Here is a 22,349-nt window from a genome sequence, read left to right as displayed (position 1 = left end):
TCTTTTTTTGTTTTGGTTATTGAACGAAGTAGAAATACAAAACAAAAAAAAGCGAGTGTGGAAAGCCCGCTCGAACGCCCAAAAAAAATGTATTTTCGCATTTCTAAAAAAAGATAACAATGAGTTTTACGGTAAATTTTACAACACGTTGGGCAGATTTTGATGCCAATATTCACATGCGACACACGTCTTATAATGATTATGCTGCGGAAGTTAGATTGCGTTATTTTAAAGAAAAAGACATTACTATAAAAGACTTTGGCAAAGAGAAAATTGGCCCTATTTTATTTGAAGAGAATACTCGTTTTTTAAAAGAAATTCATTTAGGAGAAAATATTTCGGCCAATGTTAAAGTTTTAGGTTTATCTAGCAACGGAGAACGTTGGAAATTACAGCACGAAGTGTTTAATGAAGCAGGAAAATTATCGGCAGTTATTACAGTTTACGGAGCTTGGTTAGACCTAGTGAAAAGGAAATTAACAGTTCCGCCAACAAAGTTTCAAGAACTTTTTAAAGATGCTGAAAAAACTGAGGATTTTGAAGAAATAATACTAAAAAAATAACAAATGAATAAGAAGAGAATTATATCTGCCATTGCCTTAGTTGTCTTATTAACTGTTTACTATTTTCAGGAGAGAAATGAAAATACAACCTCTGTAATTTCTAATGATGTAGTAGTTAATACGACAGGATTTAACTATTTTCCGACATCAACAACAGGACAAATTGTACAGCATAGTGGTTATAATTTATCGTATTCAGAAAAGCATGAACAGGCAGAATGGGTTGCGTATTCTTTAGACAAAAAAGACATTGTTTATACGGATAGAAAGCGACCTTATTTTTATGTAGATAAAAAAGTAAAAACAACGGCTGCTCATTGGAGAAGCTATAAAAACTCTGGTTATGATCGCGGACATTTATGTCCTGCTGGAGATAGAAAACTAACAGAAGATAGTTTTAATGAAACATTTTTAACGTCTAATATTTCTCCTCAAAAACACGATTTTAATGCAGGAATTTGGAATCGTTTAGAACAAAAAACACGTTACTGGGCTAAGAAATACGACCATTTATTTGTTGTAACTGGTGGTGTTTTAAAAGGAAAAATGAAAACTATTGGAAACGATAAAGTTGCGGTTCCAAATGAGTTTTACAAAGTTTTATTAGATTATACACAACCACAAATTAAAGCAATTGCATTTTTAATGCCTCACAAAGAAAGTAACAAGCCTTTATACGAATTTGTTATTTCTATTGATGAATTGGAGCAAAAAACAGGCATCGATTTTTTTCCTGAATTACCTGATGAAATTGAAACTAAACTAGAGGCTTCTAACGACTATAAAGGCTGGAGTTTTAGATAGTCTATAACTCCATATCAATTACAATTTTACCTTTTACTTTACGCTGCATCATGTCTTCCAATGCTTTTGGCGCATTTTCTAAAGAATAGGTTTTATCTATATGTGGTTTTACATCACCTTTTACAAACCAAGTTAGTAATTGTTGAATGTTTTCTAAACTCTTTTTTGGTTCTTTTTGTGCAAATGCTCCCCAAAAAACACCTACAATACTTGCGCCTTTTAATAAGGTTAAATTGATTGGAATCTTTGGGATTTCTCCATTTGCAAAACCGATTACTAAATGTCTTCCTTTCCATGCAATGGCTCTTAAAGCCAATTCAGAAAAATGCCCACCAACAGGATCGTAAATTACGTCAACTCCTTTTCCGTTTGTTAATTCTTTTACGCGGTCTTTTAAACTTTCTTCGGAATAATTGATTACTTCATCTGCTCCAAACTGCTTACATAATGCTAGTTTTTCATCAGAAGAAGCTGCAGCAATTACTTTTGCTCCCATTAATTTTGCTAACTCCAACGCCGTTAAACCAACACCTCCAGAAGCTCCTAAAATTAAAACGGTTTCGCCTTCTTTCAATTTTGCTCTGTCTTTTAAAGCGTGGTACGATGTTCCGTAAGCCAAAAGAAAAGCCGAAGCATTTACCATAGACATTCCTTTTGGTTTTGGAAAACAATCGGTTGCTTTTACAATTGCTTTTTCTGCAAAACCTCCAAATGGAATAAAACCAACAACTTCATCGCCAACTTTAAAGTGTTTTACATTATCTCCAACTTTTTCTACGATTCCAGCTACATCACTTCCTGGCGAAAAAGGAAATTCTGGTCTAAATTGATATTTTCCTTGTATAATTAAAGTATCTGGAAAGTTTACACTACACGCTTTTACGGTAATTAAAATTTCTCCTTCTTTTGGTTGAGGAGTTTCAGTTTCTTTAAACTCTAAGGTATTTGGTAATCCGAATTGGCTACAAACAATGGCTTTCATAGTGTTGGTTTATAATTTCAATAAATATAGTGATTCTTAAAACTAAAAAAACTGACAACTGATTTATACTAGATTTTTAACTTCCTCAAAATCTAATCCTCCATAATTACCTGAACTCATTAATAAAACAGCTTTGTTTTTTAAATCTTGTTGAAACAGGAACTCTTTAAACTCTTGCGGATTAGTATAAATAATTAAATCATCTTTTTCAAAAGCATTGGCAATTTGTTGTTCCGATACTTCTTCTAGTTGCTTTATTTTTACTGCATGTGGCGAGTAAAAAACGACTGCTTTATCTGCATTATCTAAAGCGCCTTTGTACTCCGCCAAAAAATCTGCATTTAAACTAGAGTACGTGTGTAATTCTAAGCACGCTAAAACTGTTCTGTTGTTATATTGATTTTTAACCGCAGTTGTAGTTGCAGAAACTTTACTTGGACTGTGCGCAAAATCTTTAAAAATTACTGTAGAACTATTCTCTGCAATCTTTTCTAAACGCTTGCTTGCTCCTTTAAAAGTTACAATAGCTTCATAAAAATCGTCTTCATCGATTCCCATGTGTTGGCAAATCCACTTTGCTCCTGCTAAGTTTTGTAAATTATGATTTCCGAAGATTTCTAACGGTAAATCTCCTTCCTCAGTTTCTAAAAAGGTAATTCCGTTTTCTATGGAATGTTTTGGTGTGTTATACTCGTATTTTTTAATATGATTGTTAGAAGATTCTACTACTTCTTTAACTATGGTATCTTCTTCGTTATAGACCATAATTCCGCCATTAACTAAAGAATCTGTAAAAATTGAAAACTGTTCTACATAGTTTTCAAACGTAGGGAAAACATTTATATGATCCCAAGCAATTCCGCTTAACAACGCAATATTTGGTTTGTATAAATGAAACTTTGGACGCATATCAATCGGAGAACTTAAATACTCATCACCTTCTAAAACAATAAACTCGTTTTCTTCGGTTAAATGTACCATGGTTTCAAAACCTTCTAATTGCGCTCCAACCATGTAATCTACTTTTTTATCATGATAATTTAACACATGTAAAATCATAGATGTAATTGTAGTTTTCCCATGAGAACCACCAATAACAACACGCGTTTTGTTTTTAGATTGTTCATATAAAAACTCTGGATACGAATATATTTTCAACCCTAATTCTTGTGCTATTTTTAACTCAGGATTATCCTTTTTAGCATGCATTCCAAGAATAATTGCATCTAAATTTGAATTTATTTTCTCTGGAAACCAACCAAACTCTTCTGGCAACAAATTATATTTTGCTAAACGAGATTTAGAAGGATCGTGAATTGTATCGTCACTTCCCGTAATTTGGTATCCTTTTTGGTGTAATGCAATTGCTAAGTTGTGCATTGCACTTCCGCCAATGGCTATAAAATGAATTTTCATTTACTAATAATTTATAATTGATGAATTTTCAACAAAAATCAAAAATACAAAACCAAAGTAGATTTAACTATCTTTAAACCGAAACTCATTAAAAAGTTACGTTTACGCATTAAAAAGCCCTATTCACGCAATTTAGATTGTGTATTTTTATAAAAAATTGGTCTTTTGATTTGTTAAACATTTAAATTATGAAAAGAACTGCACCTTTACTACTGATGATATTATTATTTGCAACCAAAATGAACGCTCAAGAAAACTTTACAAATTTGTGGGAAAAAGTACACAAGTTTGAAGTTGAAAACTTACCGAAATCGGCATTAAAAGTTGTTGAAGATATTTACGCTAAAGCGGAAAAGAACAATAATTCTCCGCAAATAGTAAAAACACTATTCTACAAAAGCAAGTTTGCTTTAATTTTGGAAGAAGATGCGCAATTAAAAGTCATCAATCAATTTAAAAGTCAGATTGAAAAAAGTAGTTTTCCAACAAAAAACGTACTACAAAATGTATTAGCCAACTTGCATTGGCAATATTTTACTCAAAATAGATGGAAGTTTTACCAACGTACAAAAACTAGCGAAAAAGTTGATGAGAATGACTTTAGAACATGGGATTTAAATACACTTTTCACAGAAATTCATTCTTATTACGAAGCTTCTTTAGAAGAAAAACTATTACTACAAAAAGTTGATGTACATCAATTTGCAGCTATTTTACATGTTGTAAAAGGTTCTAAAGAATACAGATCAACTTTGTATGATTTTCTAGCACATAATGCTTTATCATTTTATAAAACTCCAGAAAATAATATTACAAAACCCGCTTATCAATTTACAATTGACAATGCTAACTTTTTAGGCGAAGCAACTACATTTTCTAATTTAAATTTAGAAACAAAAGACAGTTTGTCTTTAGAGTTTAATGCATTAAAAATCTATCAAGATTTAATTGGTTTTCATTTAGCAGATAAAAACCCAAAAGCTTTGGTTGATGTAGATTTACAACGTTTACAATTTGTAAAACAACACGCAACTTTCAATAATAAAGAAATTATTTTCCTACAAACCTTAAAAGCATCTCAAGAAAAACATAAAAACAACGAAGAAAGCGGATTATATGCTTTCGAAATTGCGCAAATTTATCATCAACAAGCAAATTCTTATTCCGTAGAAAACAATACAGAACATCGTTTTAAAAACAAAAAAGCATTAGCAATTTGTAATTCAATAATTGAAAAATTTCCAGAAAGTAATGGTGCAAAAAAGTGTATTGCATTAAAAGCAAAAATAAAGAATAAAAGTTTACATATAACTTCAGAAAAGTATGTGCCAATTAACGCTAATTCTCGTTTATTAATCAATTATAAAAATATTGAAAAGCTCAATTTTTCAGCATATAAAATTAATAAAACGCAGTTAGAGAAACTAAACAGAACGCATCAAGATTCTGCTAAAATAAATTTTATAAATAAACTTGATAAAGTAACTTCTTGGAACGCAGGTTTAAGAAATGAAAACGATTTCCTTCAACACACAACGGAAGTTATTGTTCCAAAAATGGCACAAGGAAGTTATTTAATTATTGCTTCTGAAAGTGCTGATTTAAATCACAAATCAATCTTTGGAACTGCAAATATTCAGGTTACAAACTTAGCCTTAGTTGAAGCCAATAATAACGAAATTTACTCGTATCAAATTGTAGATAGAAATAACGGAAAACCAATTAAAAATGCTTCTATAAATCTTAAAAACTACAATACTAGCAGATATAATAGGCCAATAAACAAGAATTTTACTACCGATAAAAACGGATTTTTCAGCTATAAAAGTGCTGATCGTCATAATCAAGTTGTTATCACAGTCAATCATAATAACGATACTGCAACTTTTGGTGATTATTACTTATACCAACATCGCGATAATTCGAACAAAAAGGTTGATGATGCAATAGAAATAAAACCTTTTATTTTTACTGACAGAAGTATTTACAGACCAGGACAAACTGTTTATTTTAAAGCAATTGTATTAAAAAAACAATTTGATAAATCTGAAGTTTTCACAAATGAATATGTGAAAGTAATTTTATCTGATGTTAATGATCAAGAAGTAAAAACTTTAGAATTAAAACTAAATGAATTTGGTTCGGTTGCTGGAGAGTTTACACTTCCAAATAATGGTTTAACAGGTGAATACTCAATTGAAATTGAAGAAAGCGATAAAGACAGCGCCTTTTTTGATAATGAAGATTGGCGATTTAGTTACGATAATGAAATAACAATTTCAGTTGAAGAATACAAACGCCCAAAGTTTAAAACGGAATTTAAACCAACTACAGAAACCTTTAAATTAAATGATAGTATTACCATAAACGGATTTGCAAAAGCATTTGCAGGTTCAAATATTACGGATGCAAAAGTTGTATATCGCGTGCATAGAAAAGTACAGTATCCAAGTTGGTGGTATTGGAGACGACCAAATTTCTCTTCGGAAGCACAAGAAATTACGCACGGAGAAAATATTACAGATGCTAAAGGCGAATTTAAAATCACCTTTAAAGCAATGCCAGACGAAAGTGTTTCAAAAGAAAGTTTACCAATTTTCACCTATGAAATCTCTGCCGATGTTACGGATGTAAATGGAGAAACGCGAAGTGCAACTACAACAGTAAAAGTTGGCTATCATGCTTTGATTGCAAAACTTTCAATTGCTCAAAAAATTAATAAAAACGAAAAAAATAATAGTGTAACTATTACAACAGAAAACCTAAATGGTGAATTTGTAGCTGCTAAAGGAACTTTAAAAATTCACAAATTACAAGCACCTAAAAATCCGTTAAGAAAACGCTCTTGGAACGCGCCAGATTATCAAGATATTTCTGAAACTGAATTTAGAAAACTGTTTCCACATGAACCGTATACAAATGATGAAGCTGATGATAGAAATTGGGGAAAAGGAAAACTCGTTTTTGAAAAGAAATTTGATACAGAAAAATCTAAAGAGATTGAACTAAACCGAATTAAAAAATGGCTTTCAGGAAACTATATTGCTATAGTGGAATCGCAAGATAAATTTGGTAAAAAAGTAAAAGAAGAAGCGCGTTTTACGGTTTTTAGTCCTTCGGAAGGAACAGTTGCGGACAGTAAATTATTTACTATAAATCCAAATAAAAACAGCTATTCAGTTGGAGAAAATGTTGAATTAAAAATTGGTTCGGCTTCCAAAGACATTACTATTATTGTACAAGTTGAACGCAATCACAAGATTGATAAAACACATATTATTCATTTAAATAATGAAATTAAGACGTTAAAAATACCTGTTAAAAAAGAAGATATTGGCGGTTTTGCAATTCGTTATCATTATGTAAATTACAACGATTTTGACAGTGGAAACTTAATTATAAATGTTTCGAATAAAAAAGAGGAATCGATTACTATAGAAACTAAAACCTTTAGAGACAAATTACAACCTGGAGCTGAACAAACTTGGAGTTTTACCATTAAAAATGACAAAAACGATAAAGTTGCAGCAGAAGTTTTAGCCTCAATGTACGATGCTTCTTTAGATGAATTTAAACAACATAATTGGCAATTTAATCCAATACAGCAGCCTGCAACGTATTATTCTTACAATAGAAGTTCTGCAAACCATAGTTTTGGTAATACTAGTTTTCATATTAGAAATTACAACAACAATTATTATTCTGCTCCAAGTAACCAATATGATGCATTCAATTGGTTTGGCTTTTATTTTGGGAATATTAGAAACATGATGATTAGGAGTAAAATGATGAGGAAGAGTTCTCCAATTCCTGAGAGTATTGAGGTAATTGAAAATGATGGTATGGCATTAGATGAAGTTGTAGTTTCTGGCTACGCTACAGAAACTAAAGTTGCTAATACCGGAGCAATTTTAAAGAAAGAGAATCAAATTTCAGAACAAAAAGAGAAGATTAAATTTTCTATCGATGGAATTAAAATTAGAAAAAACCTACAAGAAACCGCCTTCTTTTTCCCGCAATTACAAACCGATAAAAAAGGAAATGTAAGTTTCAACTTTACTGCTCCAGAAGCATTAACACGTTGGAAATTACAATTATTAGCACATACAAAAACATTGCAATCGGCAACTAAAACACTAACAACAGTAACACAAAAAGAGTTAATGGTTGTGCCAAATGCGCCGCGCTTTTTACGTGAAGGAGATAAAATTGTTTTCAGTTCAAAAATCAGTAACTTAACAGAGAAAACGTTAAACGGTTTTGCACAATTACAGCTTACCAATGCAATTACAGGAGCAGAAATTAATACCGATTTAAACAATGTAGAAAAAAATAAAAATTTCACTGTAGACAAAAACGGAAACACAAACGTTTCGTGGACATTATCAATTCCTAAAAACATAGGAGCTATTCAATATAAAGTAATTGCAAAAGCAGGTGATTTTTCTGACGGAGAACAAAATGCATTGCCTGTTTTAACAAACAGAATGTTGGTTACAGAAACGCTGCCAATGTGGATTCGTTCTAATCAAACAAAAACATTTACGTTAGATAAGTTGAAGAATAACACTTCATCAACCTTACAAAACCATAAGTTAACGTTAGAAATGACTTCTAATCCTGCTTGGTACGCAATACAAGCTTTGCCGTATTTAATGGAATACCCGTATGAATGTGCAGAACAAACATTCTCTAGATATTACGCAAATACATTGGCAACTTATGTTGCAAATTCTAATCCGAAAATTCAAGAAGTATTTAATAAATGGAAATCGAGTGAGGCTTTATTAAGTAATTTAGAAAAAAACCAAGAGTTAAAATCGTTAATCATTCAAGAAACACCTTGGTTGCGTGATGCGCAGTCGGAAACGGAACAAAAGAAACGAATTGCCTTGTTATTCGATTTATCTAAGATGAAAAACGAGCAAACAAAATCCATCAATAAATTACAAGAAATTCAGATGAATTCTGGTGGTTTTCCATGGTTTAAAGGAGGAAGATATCCGAGTGCTTTTATTACAAATCACATAGCATCTGGTTTTGGACATTTACAAAAATTAGGTGTAACAGATTTAGATAAAGACACGCGTAAAATGCTTGATAAGGCTGTTCAATTTTTAGATGAAGAAATTGTTGAAAAATACGATGACTTATTAAAAAGAGCCGCAAAAATTAAAGCAAAAAACGGTCAGAAAAAGTATGAAGACTTCTTAAAACAAAATCACCTTAGTTATTTCGCCTTACAATATTTATACATGCGTAGTTTTTATGTTGAAAAACAATTCAACAAGAAAACCAGAGAAGCTGTTGATTATTACACACAACAATCTGCAACCTATTGGAACGATTACAATTTGTATGCAAAAGGGCAAATTGCATTGATTCAATATAGAACTGGTGAAAAATCTATTGCGAATAAAATTGTAAAATCGTTAGAAGAAAATAGTATTACTTCAGATGAATTAGGAATGTATTGGAAAGAAAACACTGCTGGTTATTACTATTATCAAGCACCTGTAGAAACACAAGCATTGATGATTGAAACGTTTTCTGAGATTAAAAATGACATTAATACTATTGATAATTTAAAAATTTGGCTGTTAAAAAACAAACAAACGAATCAATGGAAAACAACCAAAGCAACTTCTGAAGCTGTATATGCTTTATTGTTAAACGGAAGCGATTGGATTTCAATTACCGATATGGTTGATATTAATTTAGGTGATATAAAAATTGAACCTTCTAAAATGAAAGGTGTTGCTGTAGAAGCTGGAACAGGTTATTTTAAAACGTCTTGGAATGCGCAAGAAATTACACCAAAAATGGCAGATGTAACAATTGCTAAAAAAGGAAGCGGAATTGCTTGGGGCGGTTTGTATTGGCAATATTTTGAAGATTTAGATAAAATTACTTCAGCTGAAACTCCTCTTAAATTAAATAAGAAATTATTTTTAAAAGTAAATTCTGATACAGGAAAAGAGTTACAAGAAATTAAAAGCGAAACGACATTAAATATTGGTGATTTAGTTACTGTTCGTATTGAATTGAAAGTAGATAGAGAAATGGAATTTATTCACATGAAAGACATGCGAGCTTCTGGAGTAGAACCAATAAATGTTTTATCTCAATATAAATGGCAAGATGGATTAGGGTATTATGAAAGCACAAAAGATGCGGCAACAAATTTCTTTTTTGATCGTTTACCTAAAGGAGTCTATGTTTTTGAATACGATGTTCGTGTAAATAATGCTGGTAATTTTAGCAACGGAATTACAACTATACAAAGTATGTATGCTCCAGAATTTAGTAGTAATAGTAAAGGAATTAGAATTAATGTAAAATAGCGTTGTATATTTGCAACCTCATATTAAAAATACAATTATGAAAAAAATACTTTTAAGTTTAGGATTAATAATCGCAGGAGCTTTTTCTGTAAATGCACAAGATATTTCTGAAAATGCAATTGGTTTACGCTTTAGTGGTGGAAACGGTGTTGGTGGAGAAATTACCTACCAAAGAGCATTAGGAGAAAACAATCGTTTAGAGATTGATTTAGGTTTGGCTAATGAGTTTACTAATTTTAAAGCTACTGGTTTATACCAATGGGTTTGGAATTTAGAAGACAAGTTTAACTGGTATACTGGTGCTGGTGGTGGAATTGTTTCTGCTGGTGGAACTGGAATTTATGCTGCTGGTGTTGTTGGTATTGAATACGATTTTGATGCGCCAATTTTACTTTCTGTAGATTACAGACCAGAAATTGGAATTTCTGGAGGTTTAAGTGGTTTAAATTCTGATGTTGCTCTTTCTGTAAAGTATCAGTTTTAAGAAAACTCTTATTACAATATAAAAAATCCTCTAAAAAATAATTTAGAGGATTTTCTTTTTTTTACTTGCTTTTGCTAACGGATTAAAATCTAATGCTAGTTGTAACCAATAGTGTAAATCTTCTTCTAAATCTATGGCTTCATCACTTAAATAAACAAAGCCTTTCATTTTCTTTCCAGTAAAATCCATGGGTTTACAGCCTTCTTTTAATAGCGAAGCTTCAAAAACATCTGGATTAATCCTGGCCATAATTTGGTCTTTCATTACACCAACACACATTTTATCGTCAACCATAAAAACAAATCCGCCAAACATTTTTTTTGCATTATAATGAATGCTCTTTTCTCTAAAAAATTGAGATACTCGGTCTGCTAAAAACTCATTATACGCCATTACTGTTTCTTTTTTGGTGGAAATTCAGAAAACACTTTTGGTAATAAAGATTGATAATGTTTAGTTTTTTCTTCTGGCTTGGCTTTTAGTTTTATTAAACTTTCTGATATAGATTGCCAAAATAATTGATCTTCTTTAGCCGAAACAAAATCTACTGTTAATTGCTGCAATATTTTTTCTGCACCAAGTGAAATACCTGTTGAAACACCAATTCCAAATCCGCCGTTTCCTCCTCCAATTCCAACTCCTACATTATTGTCTTCTTCTTTTTCTACTTCTTTAGCTGAATAATTAATATAAAAATCTGGTGTTTCTGATAACTTTAAACCCTGTTTATTAAGTGTGTTTTCTATGATTGATTCTATTCTTTTTATATCAAAATCGTTTAATCCTTTTCCTGCGTCGCTAAAAAAATTAAAGGTTTTATATGTAGTAAAATCTTCTTGTGTATCATAATCATACACAATTTTTGGTGAAGAACAGGCCACAATTAAGAGTAGTAAAAAGTATTTTAAATGTTTCATTTTTTATCTTTTTTTTATTGATTGCTAGGTTTTGCGTTGGGGATTGTAATGACATCCTTTTTTTGTTTTTCTCAAAAAAAGATATAATGGAAAGCCCGCTCGAACGCCCAAATATAAAACAAAAATTATTCCATAAAAAAAGCCTTGTAATTTCTTACAAGACTTTTAGGTTCAGTTAGTTGTTTATTATTGAACCGCCTCTAAAGCATCTATGTTTCCATAACCATATTTAGAGTGTTTACTTGGATAAAAATCTGCAGATTGCTTCATTTTATTTAATACTTGTGTGCGAGACCAAGTTGGGTGTTTTGCCCAAACCAATGCTGCAATACCTGCTGTTGTTGCTGTTGCTACAGAAGAACCGCCTACATAATTAGCTTGACCATTATAGTAACTTAAAACTGGTACTTTATTACTTGTACCATTTGTACGTTGCATTTGTACGGTAAAATCTATTGCCGATCCTGTATGACAAACATCACATTTATTGTATTGACCTTCTTTTACACCTGTTACGGCTACAGTTTCACTCATACTTGCTGGAAAAATTACTCCATACCAAGTTGTAAAACTTGTAGATGTTCCTCCTGCAGCAATTATCATTTTACCTTTACCATACGCATATTTAACGGCGTCTTTTACTTTACCAATACTAAATGGAGAACCTATTGACATAGAAATTACTTTAACATCGCTACGTTTTCCTAAAGCTGTTAATGCTTCTGAAACTCCTCTTTTTTCATGATAATCGTTAATTATTACATTTTCTACTGCTCTGTAAGAAACTAAATTTGCATTGTAAGCTACACCAACTGGTAAATTATTATTATTTCTTGGTGCTGTTGCAACTGAAGCCATGCTTGTTCCATGACCACATTTATCGTGTACTCCATCGTAATTATTAGACCAAGACCACCAAGAATCTACAAAGGTTCCATATTTTTGAACAAATCTTCCTGAAGAATCTCCATCATTAAAATCTTGGTTCATTAAGCTTTGTTGAGGAGACAAACCAGAATCTACAACAGCAACTGTAACACCTGCTCCTGTACTATGATTCCAAGCTGCAGGAATGTTATGTGCATCAAAAGACCAAGGAACTCTTGCTCCTGGAGATACTGTTCTATAATCTGCAGTTGCTAACGTTGCTGTTTCATAACCACATCCAGAACCTGAAGAACGCGCTTGCGTATTATTGTCTTGTTCAAAATATTGATAATCCCCAGGTTCTATATAACGTACTTTACCTTCTTGTAATAGTTTTTGAACCGTTGCAAAATTTTCAATTTTTACATCAAATACATTTATGTCTTGATGTGAAAAAATTTCTGCTTCATTTCTAGCTTTTGTGCTAGTTAATTCTTCTGTTTGATAAATTACATTTAGAATTTCATCTTTTAAATCTTTTGAAGTTGATGATTTTGCAAACTCATCAGATGAATTACCGTAACCAATCGTTAGAATTCCATCACCCAATTTAACTGCACTGTAGATTGTTTTTGCTTCTGCTTTAGACCAATCGAAATCTCCTGTAGTTTCAAGTGAATTATCTATAATTTTATTAATATCTGCTCTTGAGAGTAGTTCTTGATTATCTATTGTTTGTTGCTCTAAAATTTCATCATTAGAACACGAAACAACAAATAATAGTACTGTTAATAGGTAAATTAGTTTTTTCATAATTGAGGGTTTAAAATTAAAATCTCACGAATATAACAAAAATATTGTGAAAATTTTAACAATTTAAAAAATAAAAACCATTAAAAATACGAATTACATAATTACTCTTTTATCACCACTCTTGTAGGTGTGTCTTTTCCGTTAATAATACTTTCAGTTCCTTTTGCAACTGCTTGTATGGTTTGGGTAACCACAGTCATATTTAAAGTTTCTGCTTCGTCAGATACTTTATGGTAATCTTTATCTACATCAATTGGCGTTGTAGAAAATGTATGAGAAGGAACTCCTAAACGTGCTAAAGATGCATTGTCTGATCTAAAAAATAAGTTGAATTTCTTATATGGATCTGGAAATAATTGATAACCTGTTCCTACTAAATTCTTCTGAATTATCTTACCAAAATCTGAACGTTCAAAACCAGTTAACCAAGCTGTATTTGGGCCAAAACTTGGTGTTTTACCAATCATTTCTAGGTTAATTCCTGCTACAAACTTAGAAGCATCAATTCCTTTTCCAAATTCTTTAGAACCAATTAACCCCATTTCTTCTGCCGTAAAAGCTACAAAAACAATTGTCCTTTCGTTCCCAACACTTTTAAAATATTCTGCTAATGTTAAAACTCCCGCTACTCCAGAAGCATCATCATTTGCACCGTTAAAAATTAAATCTCCTTCGCCATCTTTTTTCATTCCTAAATGATCGTAATGTGCAGAAACTATTACAATTTCTTCCTTTTTACTTTTACCTTCTAGAACACCAACAATATTACTACTTGTAATATCTTCACCTGTCCTTCTATTTTTAAAAGTGAATGTTTGACGATAATCTGTCAGGTCTTTAAACGTTTTTAAACCGATGCGTTTAAACTCATTTTCTATATAAACTGCTGCTTTTTCTATTCCTGGAGTTCCTGTACCTCTACCTTCCATTTCATCCGAAGCCAAGGTATACAAGTGTTTTCTTACCATTACACTATCAATTGTAGCTTGTGCTTTTTCTACAACATTAGACTTATTTTGACTGGTTACACTTTTAGTTTCTTTACAAGAAATAAAAATTACTAAGGCACTTAAAATTAATGTGATTTTTTTCATTTTGAATACATTTTTAAAAGGTTAAAGATAGCTAATTAAAATTCGTATTTTTGCACAAAATATTTACCATGAATTTATCTTTAGTTCCAAATATAAAACATACAGATTCTAATAACTTTTTTTTACTTGCTGGTCCTTGCGCCATAGAAAGTGAAGAAATGGCAATGCGTATTGCTGAAAAAGTAATTTCTATAACAGATAAATTAGAGATTCCTTATATCTTTAAAGGAAGCTTTAAGAAAGCAAATAGAAGTAGAATTGATAGTTTTACCGGAATTGGGGATGAAAAAGCCTTAAAAATTTTACGTAAAGTTTCTGAAACTTTTAACGTACCAACAGTTACCGATATTCATGAAGTTTCTGATGCAATTAAAGCTGCTGAATATGTAGATGTTTTGCAAATTCCTGCTTTTTTAGTACGTCAAACAGATTTAGTAGTTGCTGCTGCAAAAACAGGTAAAGTTGTAAACTTAAAGAAAGGACAATTTATGAGTCCTGCTGCGATGAAACATGCAGTTCAAAAAGTAAAAGATAGTGGTTCTGAAAAAGCCTGGATAACTGATAGAGGAACTATGTTTGGTTACCAAGATATGATAGTTGATTTTAGAGGAATTCCTGAAATGCGCCAATTTGCGCCAACAATTTTAGATGTTACACATTCTTTACAACAACCTAATCAAACAAGCGGTGTTACAGGTGGTAGACCAGATATGATTGAAACAATTGCACGCGCTGGTGTTGTAAATAACGTAGATGGTTTGTTTATTGAAACTCATTTTGATCCTGCAAATGCAAAATCTGACGGAGCAAACATGTTAGATTTAAACTACTTAGAAAAACTATTAACTAACTTAGTTGCCATTAGAAAAACTGTAAATAAATTATAGGCACAATTTTTGCTCAGCAAAGTTGTTATATAAATTCAAATATGAAGCAACTTTTCTTTTTCTTTTTTCTAATTTCAATTTCTGCTGTTGCACAAGATTTTAGTACAATTAATGCTAGAGTAAAAAATTACCCTAAACTTGTTTCTGCTGAAAAATTAGCCAACTTAATTTCAAAAGATTTTAATTCTGATTTAGAAAAAGTAAGAGCAACTTATACTTGGTTAACACAAAACATACGTTACGATTTAGCTGAATATTACAGTCCGACTAAAACCAGCTATTCTTTTAGCTATTCTTCGGAAGAAGAAAAACAGCAAAAAATAACCGCATTAAACAATCAAATTGTTTCTGAAACACTTTCTTCTAGAAAAGCAGTTTGTGAAGGTTATGCTAGAGTTTTTTCTAAAATTTGCACACTACTTAATATCGAAAACGAATTTATAAAAGGATATATTAGAAACTCTTCTCAAGAAATAGGAAAACCTATTTCCACTCCAAATCATGCTTGGAATGCTGTGAAAATTAATGGCGAATGGAAGTATTTTGATGCTACTTGGGGCGCAGGACACGAAGAAAACGGAAAATGGAAACGTAGTTTTAACCAGTACTTTTTTGATATTCCAAAGGATAAGCTATCCTTTACTCATTTTACAGAACTAACTCTTTGGCAATTGCGAGTTAAGGGAATAAGTAAATCAGAGTTTTATAAGCAACCTATTTATAATCACCAGTTTTTAAACACAAACTTAGTATTAACTTCTCCAACAAGTGGAATTATTAAGAAGAATAAAGAAGGTTATATTGAATTTCAGATTAAAAATCTAGAGAGCACTCAAAAAGTATTTCTAGGTTTTAAAGGAAGCAGATACGCTCAAAAACCAATAGTTAATTTAAAAAATTCAACAGGTTTTATTAAAATAATTCCACCAGAATTAAGCAAAGAAGTCTATTTAATTATTGATGGTAATGTGGTTTTAGAGTTTCTAATCCAATAGCTTTATTTCTTATAAAACCCTTTATGGTTGTGTAAACTAACTTCTTTTAGCACTTTTAATAAAAGTTCATTATCAATATCTTCAATAGAAGTATAACGCAAAGATTTCACAACAGTTCTACCTTCTGAAACCATAAGATTTGAGTATTCTTCTAAAATATTTTTAGCCCAAAAACCAACATCTACAAATCCTTTTTTTAAAGATGCATTTATATAGCACAATTGGTGTCCGTTTAAATAATACACAGGAATCTTCCATTTGTATTGTAATTCTACTTCCGGGAAATTAGTTTCAATTACAATTTGCAAATGCAATAAAATTGATTTGAACGGTTCTGGACGTGTTAAGATATATTCTTCCGCAGGTTTCATTATGCTCTCACTTTTCTAAGAATATCTTCTAAACCATTTAGTTTTAATTCATATACAAAACCCATCATTTTACCCAATTTTCCTTTTGGAAAACCATGATTTTTATACCAAACAATATACGCTTCTGGAACATCTGACAAATACACACCTTTGTATTTACCATAAGGCATTTTCATTTTGGCAGTATCTATTAAAAATTGTTTGTCTTGCTCCATTATTCTTTTCCAGTTACATAATCCTGTAAATAGCTAAAACGATCTGTTAGTTCACCTTTATTGGTTGTCATTTGCGCTCGAGCTAAAATCCCGTCTTTATCGTTATTATAAAATGCTGCTATTACATGTTTTAAAAACATTTCTCCAAAACCTTCACTTGCATCTTTTGGCAATTCACAAGGTAAATTGTCTACTGCCATTACAGCAATTGCTTTTGTATCTTTAAAATCTACTTCTGTTTCTGTTTGTGCATTATAACCATAAAACGGATCTGCAATTGTAGAGGCTCTTAATGTTGATGCTACTGGACCGTCTACATCACAAGAAATATCTGCAACATATTTTATATTGAAATCTGTATGTTTTGCATCTTCTCTAGTAAATAAATAAGGTGCATCATTTCCATAAAAATGACCTGCAATAAAATAATCTGTTTCTTTTGCATATGGCATAAAGTTACTTTCGTAACCTGTTGGATCTTTATAAAAAGCAAACTTCTCTCCTACTTTACCATCTTTACGCTTTGCGTATTCCATTACATCTGCCATTACATAAACTGGCTCAGTAAATTTTGAAGTTAAATACAAAGCGTCTGAAACTTGTTTTATACCTAAATGATCTAAAATTTCTTTGGCACCGTAAGCAACTTTTCCTGTTCCGGTTAAAAGAATTTTTAAATTAGGAAGTGTTATTTTATCTAACTCCGCTTTTACAGCATCTAAATCTGCTAGGTTTTCTACTTTTGGTAAATTAAAGGTATTTTCTCTTAAACCTATTGCTCTAAATCCATTATAAGCTCCTACTAAACCTGCGTAACGACCAAAGCCTATTAAACGTGCTCCGTTTTCTTTGATGATGGTTTCATGGTCGAATAGTTCTATGTTTTTATCTAAAATTGCTTTTAACAATTTACGATTGTATGGTTGCTTTTTTATGGTATGACTGAAGAAAAAATATTTCTTATTAGGTATTAAGTTTTCTAACGGAACTTCTTTTACGCCTAACAAAACATCACAATCGGAAACATCTTCTGTTACGGTAAATCCTGCTTTTTTGTATTGTTCGTCTGAAAAAATACGGATATCTGAACTTTCTACCACAATTTCTGCTTCTGGAAATTGTTGTTGCATTTCTTGTAGTTTTTCTGGTGAAAATACTACTCGTCTATCTGGTGGATTTTTACGTTCTTTTATAATTCCGAATTTCATACGTTGGTTTTGTTTTTTTGAAGTGTTGCGAATTTACTGTTTTTTGTAGGTTTGTACAAACGTGTTTTGCTATCTTTGTTGCCCGCAAACAAGTTGCGTTAGGGATTGAAACGGCATCCTTTTTGCTTTTCGCAAAAAGATATAGTGTAAAGCCCGCTCGAACGCCCAAACATTTCGACTAGGCTCAATGCAAGTCGGCACAACTTTTGCAATCTTTGACATATTGGGGACGACTGGTTTTGACAGCAAGACCAAGGATAACGTAAGCATACCGAGGACTGAAATGATGCTCGTAAAACTTATTTCAACAATTTAAACGGCGAGAATAACTACGCTTTAGCTGCTTAATCCGAATTATAGTAGGATTGGCCTAGGCACACAAGGTGTGCAAGCTTTATGTCCACGAACAGCCTTGGTTTATGGCGTTTCACTTTTGGGCATCGTAAAAATAAACATAGAAAACTTGAAGCTTTGGCAGGTTTTTGAAACTAAAGAAGATAAGCTAATAACAGATTGTTCTTAATCAGTTTTTAGACGAAAATTAAGAAAGAACTAAGTATGTAGAAAGCTTTTGAACTGCTTGTTTGGACCCGAGTTCGATTCTCGGCGTCTCCACTTTCAAACCCTGTAATCACTATGTTTACAGGGTTTTTTATTTTTTAAACTTTAAACTACTTTAAAATCTAAAAGTAATTCTCCTTCAATGGAAGCTTGTAAATGGTCTCCTTTAAAACTTGCTCCTGCTCCTGTTGCTGGTGTTCCTGTAAATATTAAATCTCCAGGTTGTAAAGTCATATATTTTGATGTAAATGAAATTATTTCCGCAAAATTATAAATCATAAAACTAGTATTACCAACTTGTTTTTCTTCTCCATTAATAGAGAGTTTAAAATTAATGTCTTCTACATTTTTAAAGTTAGAAATGGGTATAAAGTTAGAAATTGGTGCTGCTCCATCAAATCCTTTTGCCAATTCCCAAGGACCTTTTGTTTCTCTTACTTGATTTAACAAATCTTTTGCTGTGTAATCTATTCCAATTCCTATTTCAGAAATAAAACTTATTGCATCTTCTTCAGAAATATTTTTACCAGACTTACCTATTTTAATAACTAACTCTACTTCATATAAAAGATTTGAAGTAAAACTTGGATACTCTAAGTCTTTACCATTTAATAATAAACTTGATTCTGGTTTGGAAAAAATCATTTGGGAGCCTTTAGAAATAGCTTCTAAATCAGATTTATTATTGACATAATTTTTACCAATTGCTAATATTTTCATTTTTGAATAGTATTAAAGTTAAACGTGATAAAAATACAAATTATTGATTAGTATGTTGTGTTTCAATAGATATTGATATCATAAAAATTTGCCTAGAAACTCACAATTATCATCAATTTAATAATTATTCTTCAATTTGGTTTTATGTAAGCTAAAGTTTTAAATTTCGACTATATTTCTAAGAGTGCGCAAAACACTCTTTCATAGTTTTTCATAGCAATTTCCCACTTCTACAAAGAAGTGGGTTTTCTTTTTTATCTTGCCGCTTTAAACCTATCCCTTGAAAAGAATAATTGTTTCTGTTACTAATGACCTTTCTACCGACCAACGTGTAGATAAAGTTTGCAATACATTACATGAAAATAATTTTAGTGTTCTTTTAGTTGGAAGAAAACTATCAAATAGTTTTAAATTAGATAGAAAATACAACACAAAAAGAATTAATTTACTTTTTAATACTGGATTTTTATTTTATGCTGAATATAACTTTAGATTGTTCTTTTTTCTGCTTTTTTCTAAAAAAGACATTCTACTTTCTAATGATTTAGATACACTTTTAGCTAATTTCTTGGTTAGTAAAATTCAACGTAAAAAACTTGTTTATGATAGCCACGAACTTTTTACAGAAGTTCCAGAATTACTTGACAAACCATTTGTAAAATCAGTTTGGTTAAAATTAGAGAATTGGATTTTACCGAAGTTAAAAAATCGCTACACAGTTTGTCAATCGATTGCCGATATTTATAATGAGAAATATAAAACTGATTTTAAAGTTGTTCGGAATTTCCCAACCGAAAAAGAAATTATAAAAGGTAATTTTTCTTTTGATACTCAGGAAAAAAAAATCATTTTATATCAAGGCGCAATTAATAAAGGTCGTGGCTTAGAGCTTATGATAGATGCAATGAAATTTCTAGAAAATCATCTTTTAGTCGTTATTGGTAGTGGCGATATTTTAACAGATTTAAAACAGAAAACTACACAAAAAAACTTAACAGAAAAAGTGCATTTTTTAGGCAGAAAACCACCTAAAGAATTACAAAAACTAGCTCCGCTTGCAGATATTGGGCTTTCATTAGAAGAAGATTTAGGTTTAAATTATCGGTACGCTTTACCAAACAAAATATTTGATTATATACAAGCTGAAACACCTCTTTTAGTTTCTGATTTACCTGAAATGAAACGTGTGATTACTGATTATGATGTTGGAGAAATTATAAAAGACAGAACTCCCGAAAAATTAGCAAAACAGATTGAAAAAATATTAGAAAAAGATTTTTCTAATAAACTTAAAGAAGCTAAAAAAGAATTAGTTTGGAAAAACGAAGAACCTAAATTACTTCGTATTTTTAAAAATCTCATGTAAATATCCTAACCTGAAAAGGTGATAATAGTTCAACGAAGATTTCTTAGCAGCTTTCCTTTCAAAAAAACTTATAAATGGAGTTAAAGCATTTGCTAATCCATATTTTTTCAGCTTATAATAGGTTTTGTAAATCTTTGTGTCTTCATTTTTTATTTTATCAGAAGATACTAAAACACTTAAATTTTCTAAAGCTTGCTTTGTCTTATTAATAAAGGTGAAATTATCATCAATCCCTAAATGAAAAACAGGATTATCTATATGTTTAATTGTTATACTCTTTCTTTCAAGCTCTTTTGCAAATAACAAATCTTCATAACCATACTTTGTTAAATTATCATCAAACTGAATTGTTCGAAACACCTTTTTATTAATCAAAAAATTGGCTGTAAAAAAATAATTATATGGGTGTTTATTTCTTACTTCTGAAGTTTGTTCTTCACCATTTCTACCTAACTTCCAACGAAGTTGAGAACTATCGGTGTCATTTTTGTAAGCAATTCCACCTAAAAAAACGGAAGCTATATTTTTTTCAGTTTCCCCAATGTAATTATTTATAAAGTTTGTTGAAGTTGGTAAAACGTCACCATCTAAAAACAATAACCAATTAAAATTAGCACTTTGTGACAATAAATTACGAAGTTTACTTCTTCCAAGATTTTTAGAAAGTGATTGAAAAGTGCAATTTGTGAGCGAATTTATTGCTTCATTTTTAATATTGAAATCAGAATTTGATGCGTCATCAATACAAATAATTTCAAAAGAAATTTGTTGTCTTTCTAATTGCTCATGCAGTTTTTTAACTAACGGAAAAGTATTTAAATTATATGTAGTAATTAGAACAGAAAGCATTATACAGCTGCTTGTTGTACAACTTCAAACAACTCTCCACCTTCACATTTTACCGTTTTTTGCTTATACTTTACAATCAATTGATAATCGTGAGTAGCCATTAAAATTGTTTTTCCGCTTTTATGAATTTCGTTCAACAACTCCATAACTTCTAATGAAGTTTTAGGGTCTAAATTACCAGTTGGTTCATCTGCTAAAATAAGTTCCGGATCGTTTAACAATGCTCTTGCAATTGCTACTCTTTGTTGTTCTCCTCCAGAAAGCTCAAATGGTTTTTTGTAGTATTTTTCTTTAATACCAACTTTACCTAATACTTCATGAATTTTTTCTTTCATGTCGTTTTTATTCTTCCAACCTGTTGCTTTTAAAACAAATTCTAAGTTTTCAAAAACATTTCTATCGTTCAATAATTTAAAGTCTTGAAAAACAATTCCTATTTTTCTTCTCAAAAAAGGAATATCTTTTTCTTTTAACTTCTTTAAATCAAAATCTACAATAGTTCCTAAACCACGTTGCAGGTTTAAATCGCCATATAAAGTTTTTAGCAAACTACTTTTTCCACTTCCTGTTTTCCCTATTAAATAGTAAAAGTCTCCTTTATTAAGGGTGAAATTTACTTTTGATAGCACTAAATTATCTCGCTGATAAATATCTGCATTTTCTAAATGTAAAACTGGTTGTGTCATTAAAAAAGTAGTTTATACAAAACTATCATTTTCTAGTTGATTTTATAGCATTTTTGTTAATTTTGATAAAAATTATCCAACAAAAGCTAAAAAACAGCGTTATCCTTTTCAGATGACAAAAAATATGAACACTATTTTTAAGAAAAAACTCCTTTGCTTTTCACTCATTTTATGTTGCCTTCTAAATAGTTTTGGGCAAGAAACTGA

The 22,349-nt window shown here is 30.9% G+C and carries 19 protein-coding genes and 1 other RNA gene; 8 read left to right on the top strand and 12 right to left on the bottom strand.

What is annotated here, in order from left to right; translation table 11 throughout:
* Nucleotides 1-119 precede the first annotated feature (119 nt).
* Both L1S33_RS05650 and L1S33_RS05645 read left to right on the top strand, forming a co-directional pair.
* Nucleotides 120-563, top strand: coding sequence for an acyl-CoA thioesterase (locus tag L1S33_RS05650; RefSeq protein WP_240552989.1), 444 nt, complete (start codon nucleotides 120-122; stop codon nucleotides 561-563).
* Nucleotides 564-566: 3 nt separating this feature from the next.
* The gene (locus tag L1S33_RS05645) at nucleotides 567-1,367 is read left to right on the top strand and encodes a DNA/RNA non-specific endonuclease (RefSeq protein ID WP_240561571.1); all 801 of its coding nucleotides are present in this window, start codon (nucleotides 567-569) and stop codon (nucleotides 1,365-1,367) included.
* A 1-nt stretch (nucleotide 1,368) separates the two neighbouring features.
* Here the strand turns inward: L1S33_RS05645 and L1S33_RS05640 are convergent, their stop codons facing one another.
* Together L1S33_RS05640 and L1S33_RS05635 are read right to left on the bottom strand one after the other, a co-directional pair.
* The gene (locus L1S33_RS05640; protein ID WP_240561570.1) at nucleotides 1,369-2,349 is read right to left on the bottom strand and encodes an NADPH:quinone oxidoreductase family protein; all 981 of its coding nucleotides are present in this window, start codon (nucleotides 2,347-2,349) and stop codon (nucleotides 1,369-1,371) included.
* Between the two features lie 63 nt (nucleotides 2,350-2,412).
* Nucleotides 2,413-3,765 carry a UDP-N-acetylmuramate--L-alanine ligase gene (locus L1S33_RS05635; RefSeq protein WP_240561569.1) on the bottom strand — a complete coding sequence of 451 codons (1,353 nt, stop codon included), beginning with the start codon at nucleotides 3,763-3,765 and terminating at the stop codon, nucleotides 2,413-2,415.
* A 188-nt stretch (nucleotides 3,766-3,953) separates the two neighbouring features.
* Between L1S33_RS05635 and L1S33_RS05630 the strand changes: the two genes are divergently transcribed.
* Nucleotides 3,954-10,109, top strand: a complete 6,156-nt coding sequence (locus tag L1S33_RS05630; protein WP_240561568.1) for an alpha-2-macroglobulin family protein — start codon at nucleotides 3,954-3,956, stop codon at nucleotides 10,107-10,109.
* 37 nt (nucleotides 10,110-10,146) lie between these two features.
* Nucleotides 10,147-10,593 (top strand): porin family protein, encoded by a 447-nt coding sequence (locus tag L1S33_RS05625; protein ID WP_240561567.1) that lies wholly within the window; start codon nucleotides 10,147-10,149, stop codon nucleotides 10,591-10,593.
* A gap of 42 nt (nucleotides 10,594-10,635) precedes the next feature.
* On the opposite strand, the gene L1S33_RS05620 is transcribed toward L1S33_RS05625, so the two are convergent.
* From L1S33_RS05620 to L1S33_RS05605, 4 genes are all read right to left on the bottom strand, one after another.
* On the bottom strand, nucleotides 10,636-10,986 hold the full coding sequence (locus L1S33_RS05620; RefSeq protein ID WP_240561566.1) for a TfoX/Sxy family protein: 351 nt from the start codon (nucleotides 10,984-10,986) through the stop codon (nucleotides 10,636-10,638).
* Nucleotides 10,986-11,510, bottom strand: a complete 525-nt coding sequence (locus L1S33_RS05615; protein ID WP_240552995.1) for a DUF4136 domain-containing protein — start codon at nucleotides 11,508-11,510, stop codon at nucleotides 10,986-10,988. Before L1S33_RS05615 ends, L1S33_RS05620 begins: the two co-directional genes overlap by 1 nt.
* Nucleotides 11,511-11,696: 186 nt before the next feature.
* A complete protein-coding gene (locus tag L1S33_RS05610; RefSeq protein ID WP_240561565.1) occupies nucleotides 11,697-13,190 on the bottom strand; it encodes a S8 family peptidase in 1,494 nt (497 codons plus the stop codon).
* A 101-nt stretch (nucleotides 13,191-13,291) separates the two neighbouring features.
* Nucleotides 13,292-14,284 (bottom strand): M20/M25/M40 family metallo-hydrolase, encoded by a 993-nt coding sequence (locus L1S33_RS05605; protein ID WP_240561564.1) that lies wholly within the window; start codon nucleotides 14,282-14,284, stop codon nucleotides 13,292-13,294.
* 68 nt (nucleotides 14,285-14,352) lie between these two features.
* Here L1S33_RS05605 and kdsA point away from each other — a divergent pair, with 68 nt between their 5' ends.
* Both kdsA and L1S33_RS05595 read left to right on the top strand, forming a co-directional pair.
* Nucleotides 14,353-15,171 (top strand): 3-deoxy-8-phosphooctulonate synthase, encoded by an 819-nt coding sequence (kdsA, locus tag L1S33_RS05600; protein ID WP_240553000.1) that lies wholly within the window; start codon nucleotides 14,353-14,355, stop codon nucleotides 15,169-15,171.
* Between the two features lie 41 nt (nucleotides 15,172-15,212).
* Nucleotides 15,213-16,166: a transglutaminase domain-containing protein gene (locus L1S33_RS05595; protein ID WP_240561562.1), complete on the top strand. Its 954-nt coding sequence runs from the start codon at nucleotides 15,213-15,215 to the stop codon at nucleotides 16,164-16,166.
* Nucleotides 16,167-16,168: 2 nt separating this feature from the next.
* Here L1S33_RS05595 and L1S33_RS05590 read toward each other — a convergent pair whose 3' ends face one another.
* The 3 genes from L1S33_RS05590 to L1S33_RS05580 are packed head-to-tail and all read right to left on the bottom strand — an operon-like array spanning nucleotide 16,169 to nucleotide 17,960.
* Entirely contained in the window at nucleotides 16,169-16,537 is a 369-nt protein-coding gene (locus L1S33_RS05590) for a DUF1801 domain-containing protein (protein ID WP_240553087.1), read from the bottom strand.
* Nucleotides 16,537-16,752, bottom strand: coding sequence for a DUF3820 family protein (locus tag L1S33_RS05585; RefSeq protein ID WP_240561561.1), 216 nt, complete (start codon nucleotides 16,750-16,752; stop codon nucleotides 16,537-16,539). The genes L1S33_RS05590 and L1S33_RS05585 overlap by 1 nt, the downstream gene beginning before the upstream one ends.
* A complete protein-coding gene (locus tag L1S33_RS05580; protein WP_240561560.1) occupies nucleotides 16,752-17,960 on the bottom strand; it encodes an NAD(P)-dependent oxidoreductase in 1,209 nt (402 codons plus the stop codon). The genes L1S33_RS05585 and L1S33_RS05580 overlap by 1 nt, the downstream gene beginning before the upstream one ends.
* A 225-nt stretch (nucleotides 17,961-18,185) precedes the next feature.
* Between L1S33_RS05580 and ssrA the strand changes: the two genes are divergently transcribed.
* Nucleotides 18,186-18,578, top strand: a transfer-messenger RNA (tmRNA) gene (gene ssrA / locus L1S33_RS05575).
* A gap of 48 nt (nucleotides 18,579-18,626) precedes the next feature.
* On the opposite strand, the gene L1S33_RS05570 is transcribed toward ssrA, so the two are convergent.
* Nucleotides 18,627-19,241: a fumarylacetoacetate hydrolase family protein gene (locus L1S33_RS05570; RefSeq protein ID WP_240561559.1), complete on the bottom strand. Its 615-nt coding sequence runs from the start codon at nucleotides 19,239-19,241 to the stop codon at nucleotides 18,627-18,629.
* Nucleotides 19,242-19,521: 280 nt separating this feature from the next.
* On the opposite strand from L1S33_RS05570, the gene L1S33_RS05565 reads away from it, so the two are divergent.
* A complete protein-coding gene (locus L1S33_RS05565) occupies nucleotides 19,522-20,607 on the top strand; it encodes a glycosyltransferase (protein WP_240561558.1) in 1,086 nt (361 codons plus the stop codon).
* Here the strand turns inward: L1S33_RS05565 and L1S33_RS05560 are convergent.
* The gene (locus L1S33_RS05560; RefSeq protein ID WP_240561557.1) at nucleotides 20,578-21,456 is read right to left on the bottom strand and encodes a glycosyltransferase family 2 protein; all 879 of its coding nucleotides are present in this window, start codon (nucleotides 21,454-21,456) and stop codon (nucleotides 20,578-20,580) included. The two genes, L1S33_RS05565 and L1S33_RS05560, sit on opposite strands and share 30 nt — an antisense overlap.
* Nucleotides 21,456-22,142 (bottom strand): cell division ATP-binding protein FtsE, encoded by a 687-nt coding sequence (locus L1S33_RS05555; RefSeq protein ID WP_240561556.1) that lies wholly within the window; start codon nucleotides 22,140-22,142, stop codon nucleotides 21,456-21,458. The genes L1S33_RS05560 and L1S33_RS05555 overlap by 1 nt, the downstream gene beginning before the upstream one ends.
* Between the last annotated feature and the right edge of the window lie 207 nt (nucleotides 22,143-22,349).

It is taken from the genome of Tenacibaculum aquimarinum (assembly GCF_022478115.1).
GTDB lineage: Bacteria > Bacteroidota > Bacteroidia > Flavobacteriales > Flavobacteriaceae > Polaribacter > Polaribacter aquimarinum_A.
This window is presented reverse-complemented; position numbering and strand designations above follow the sequence as displayed.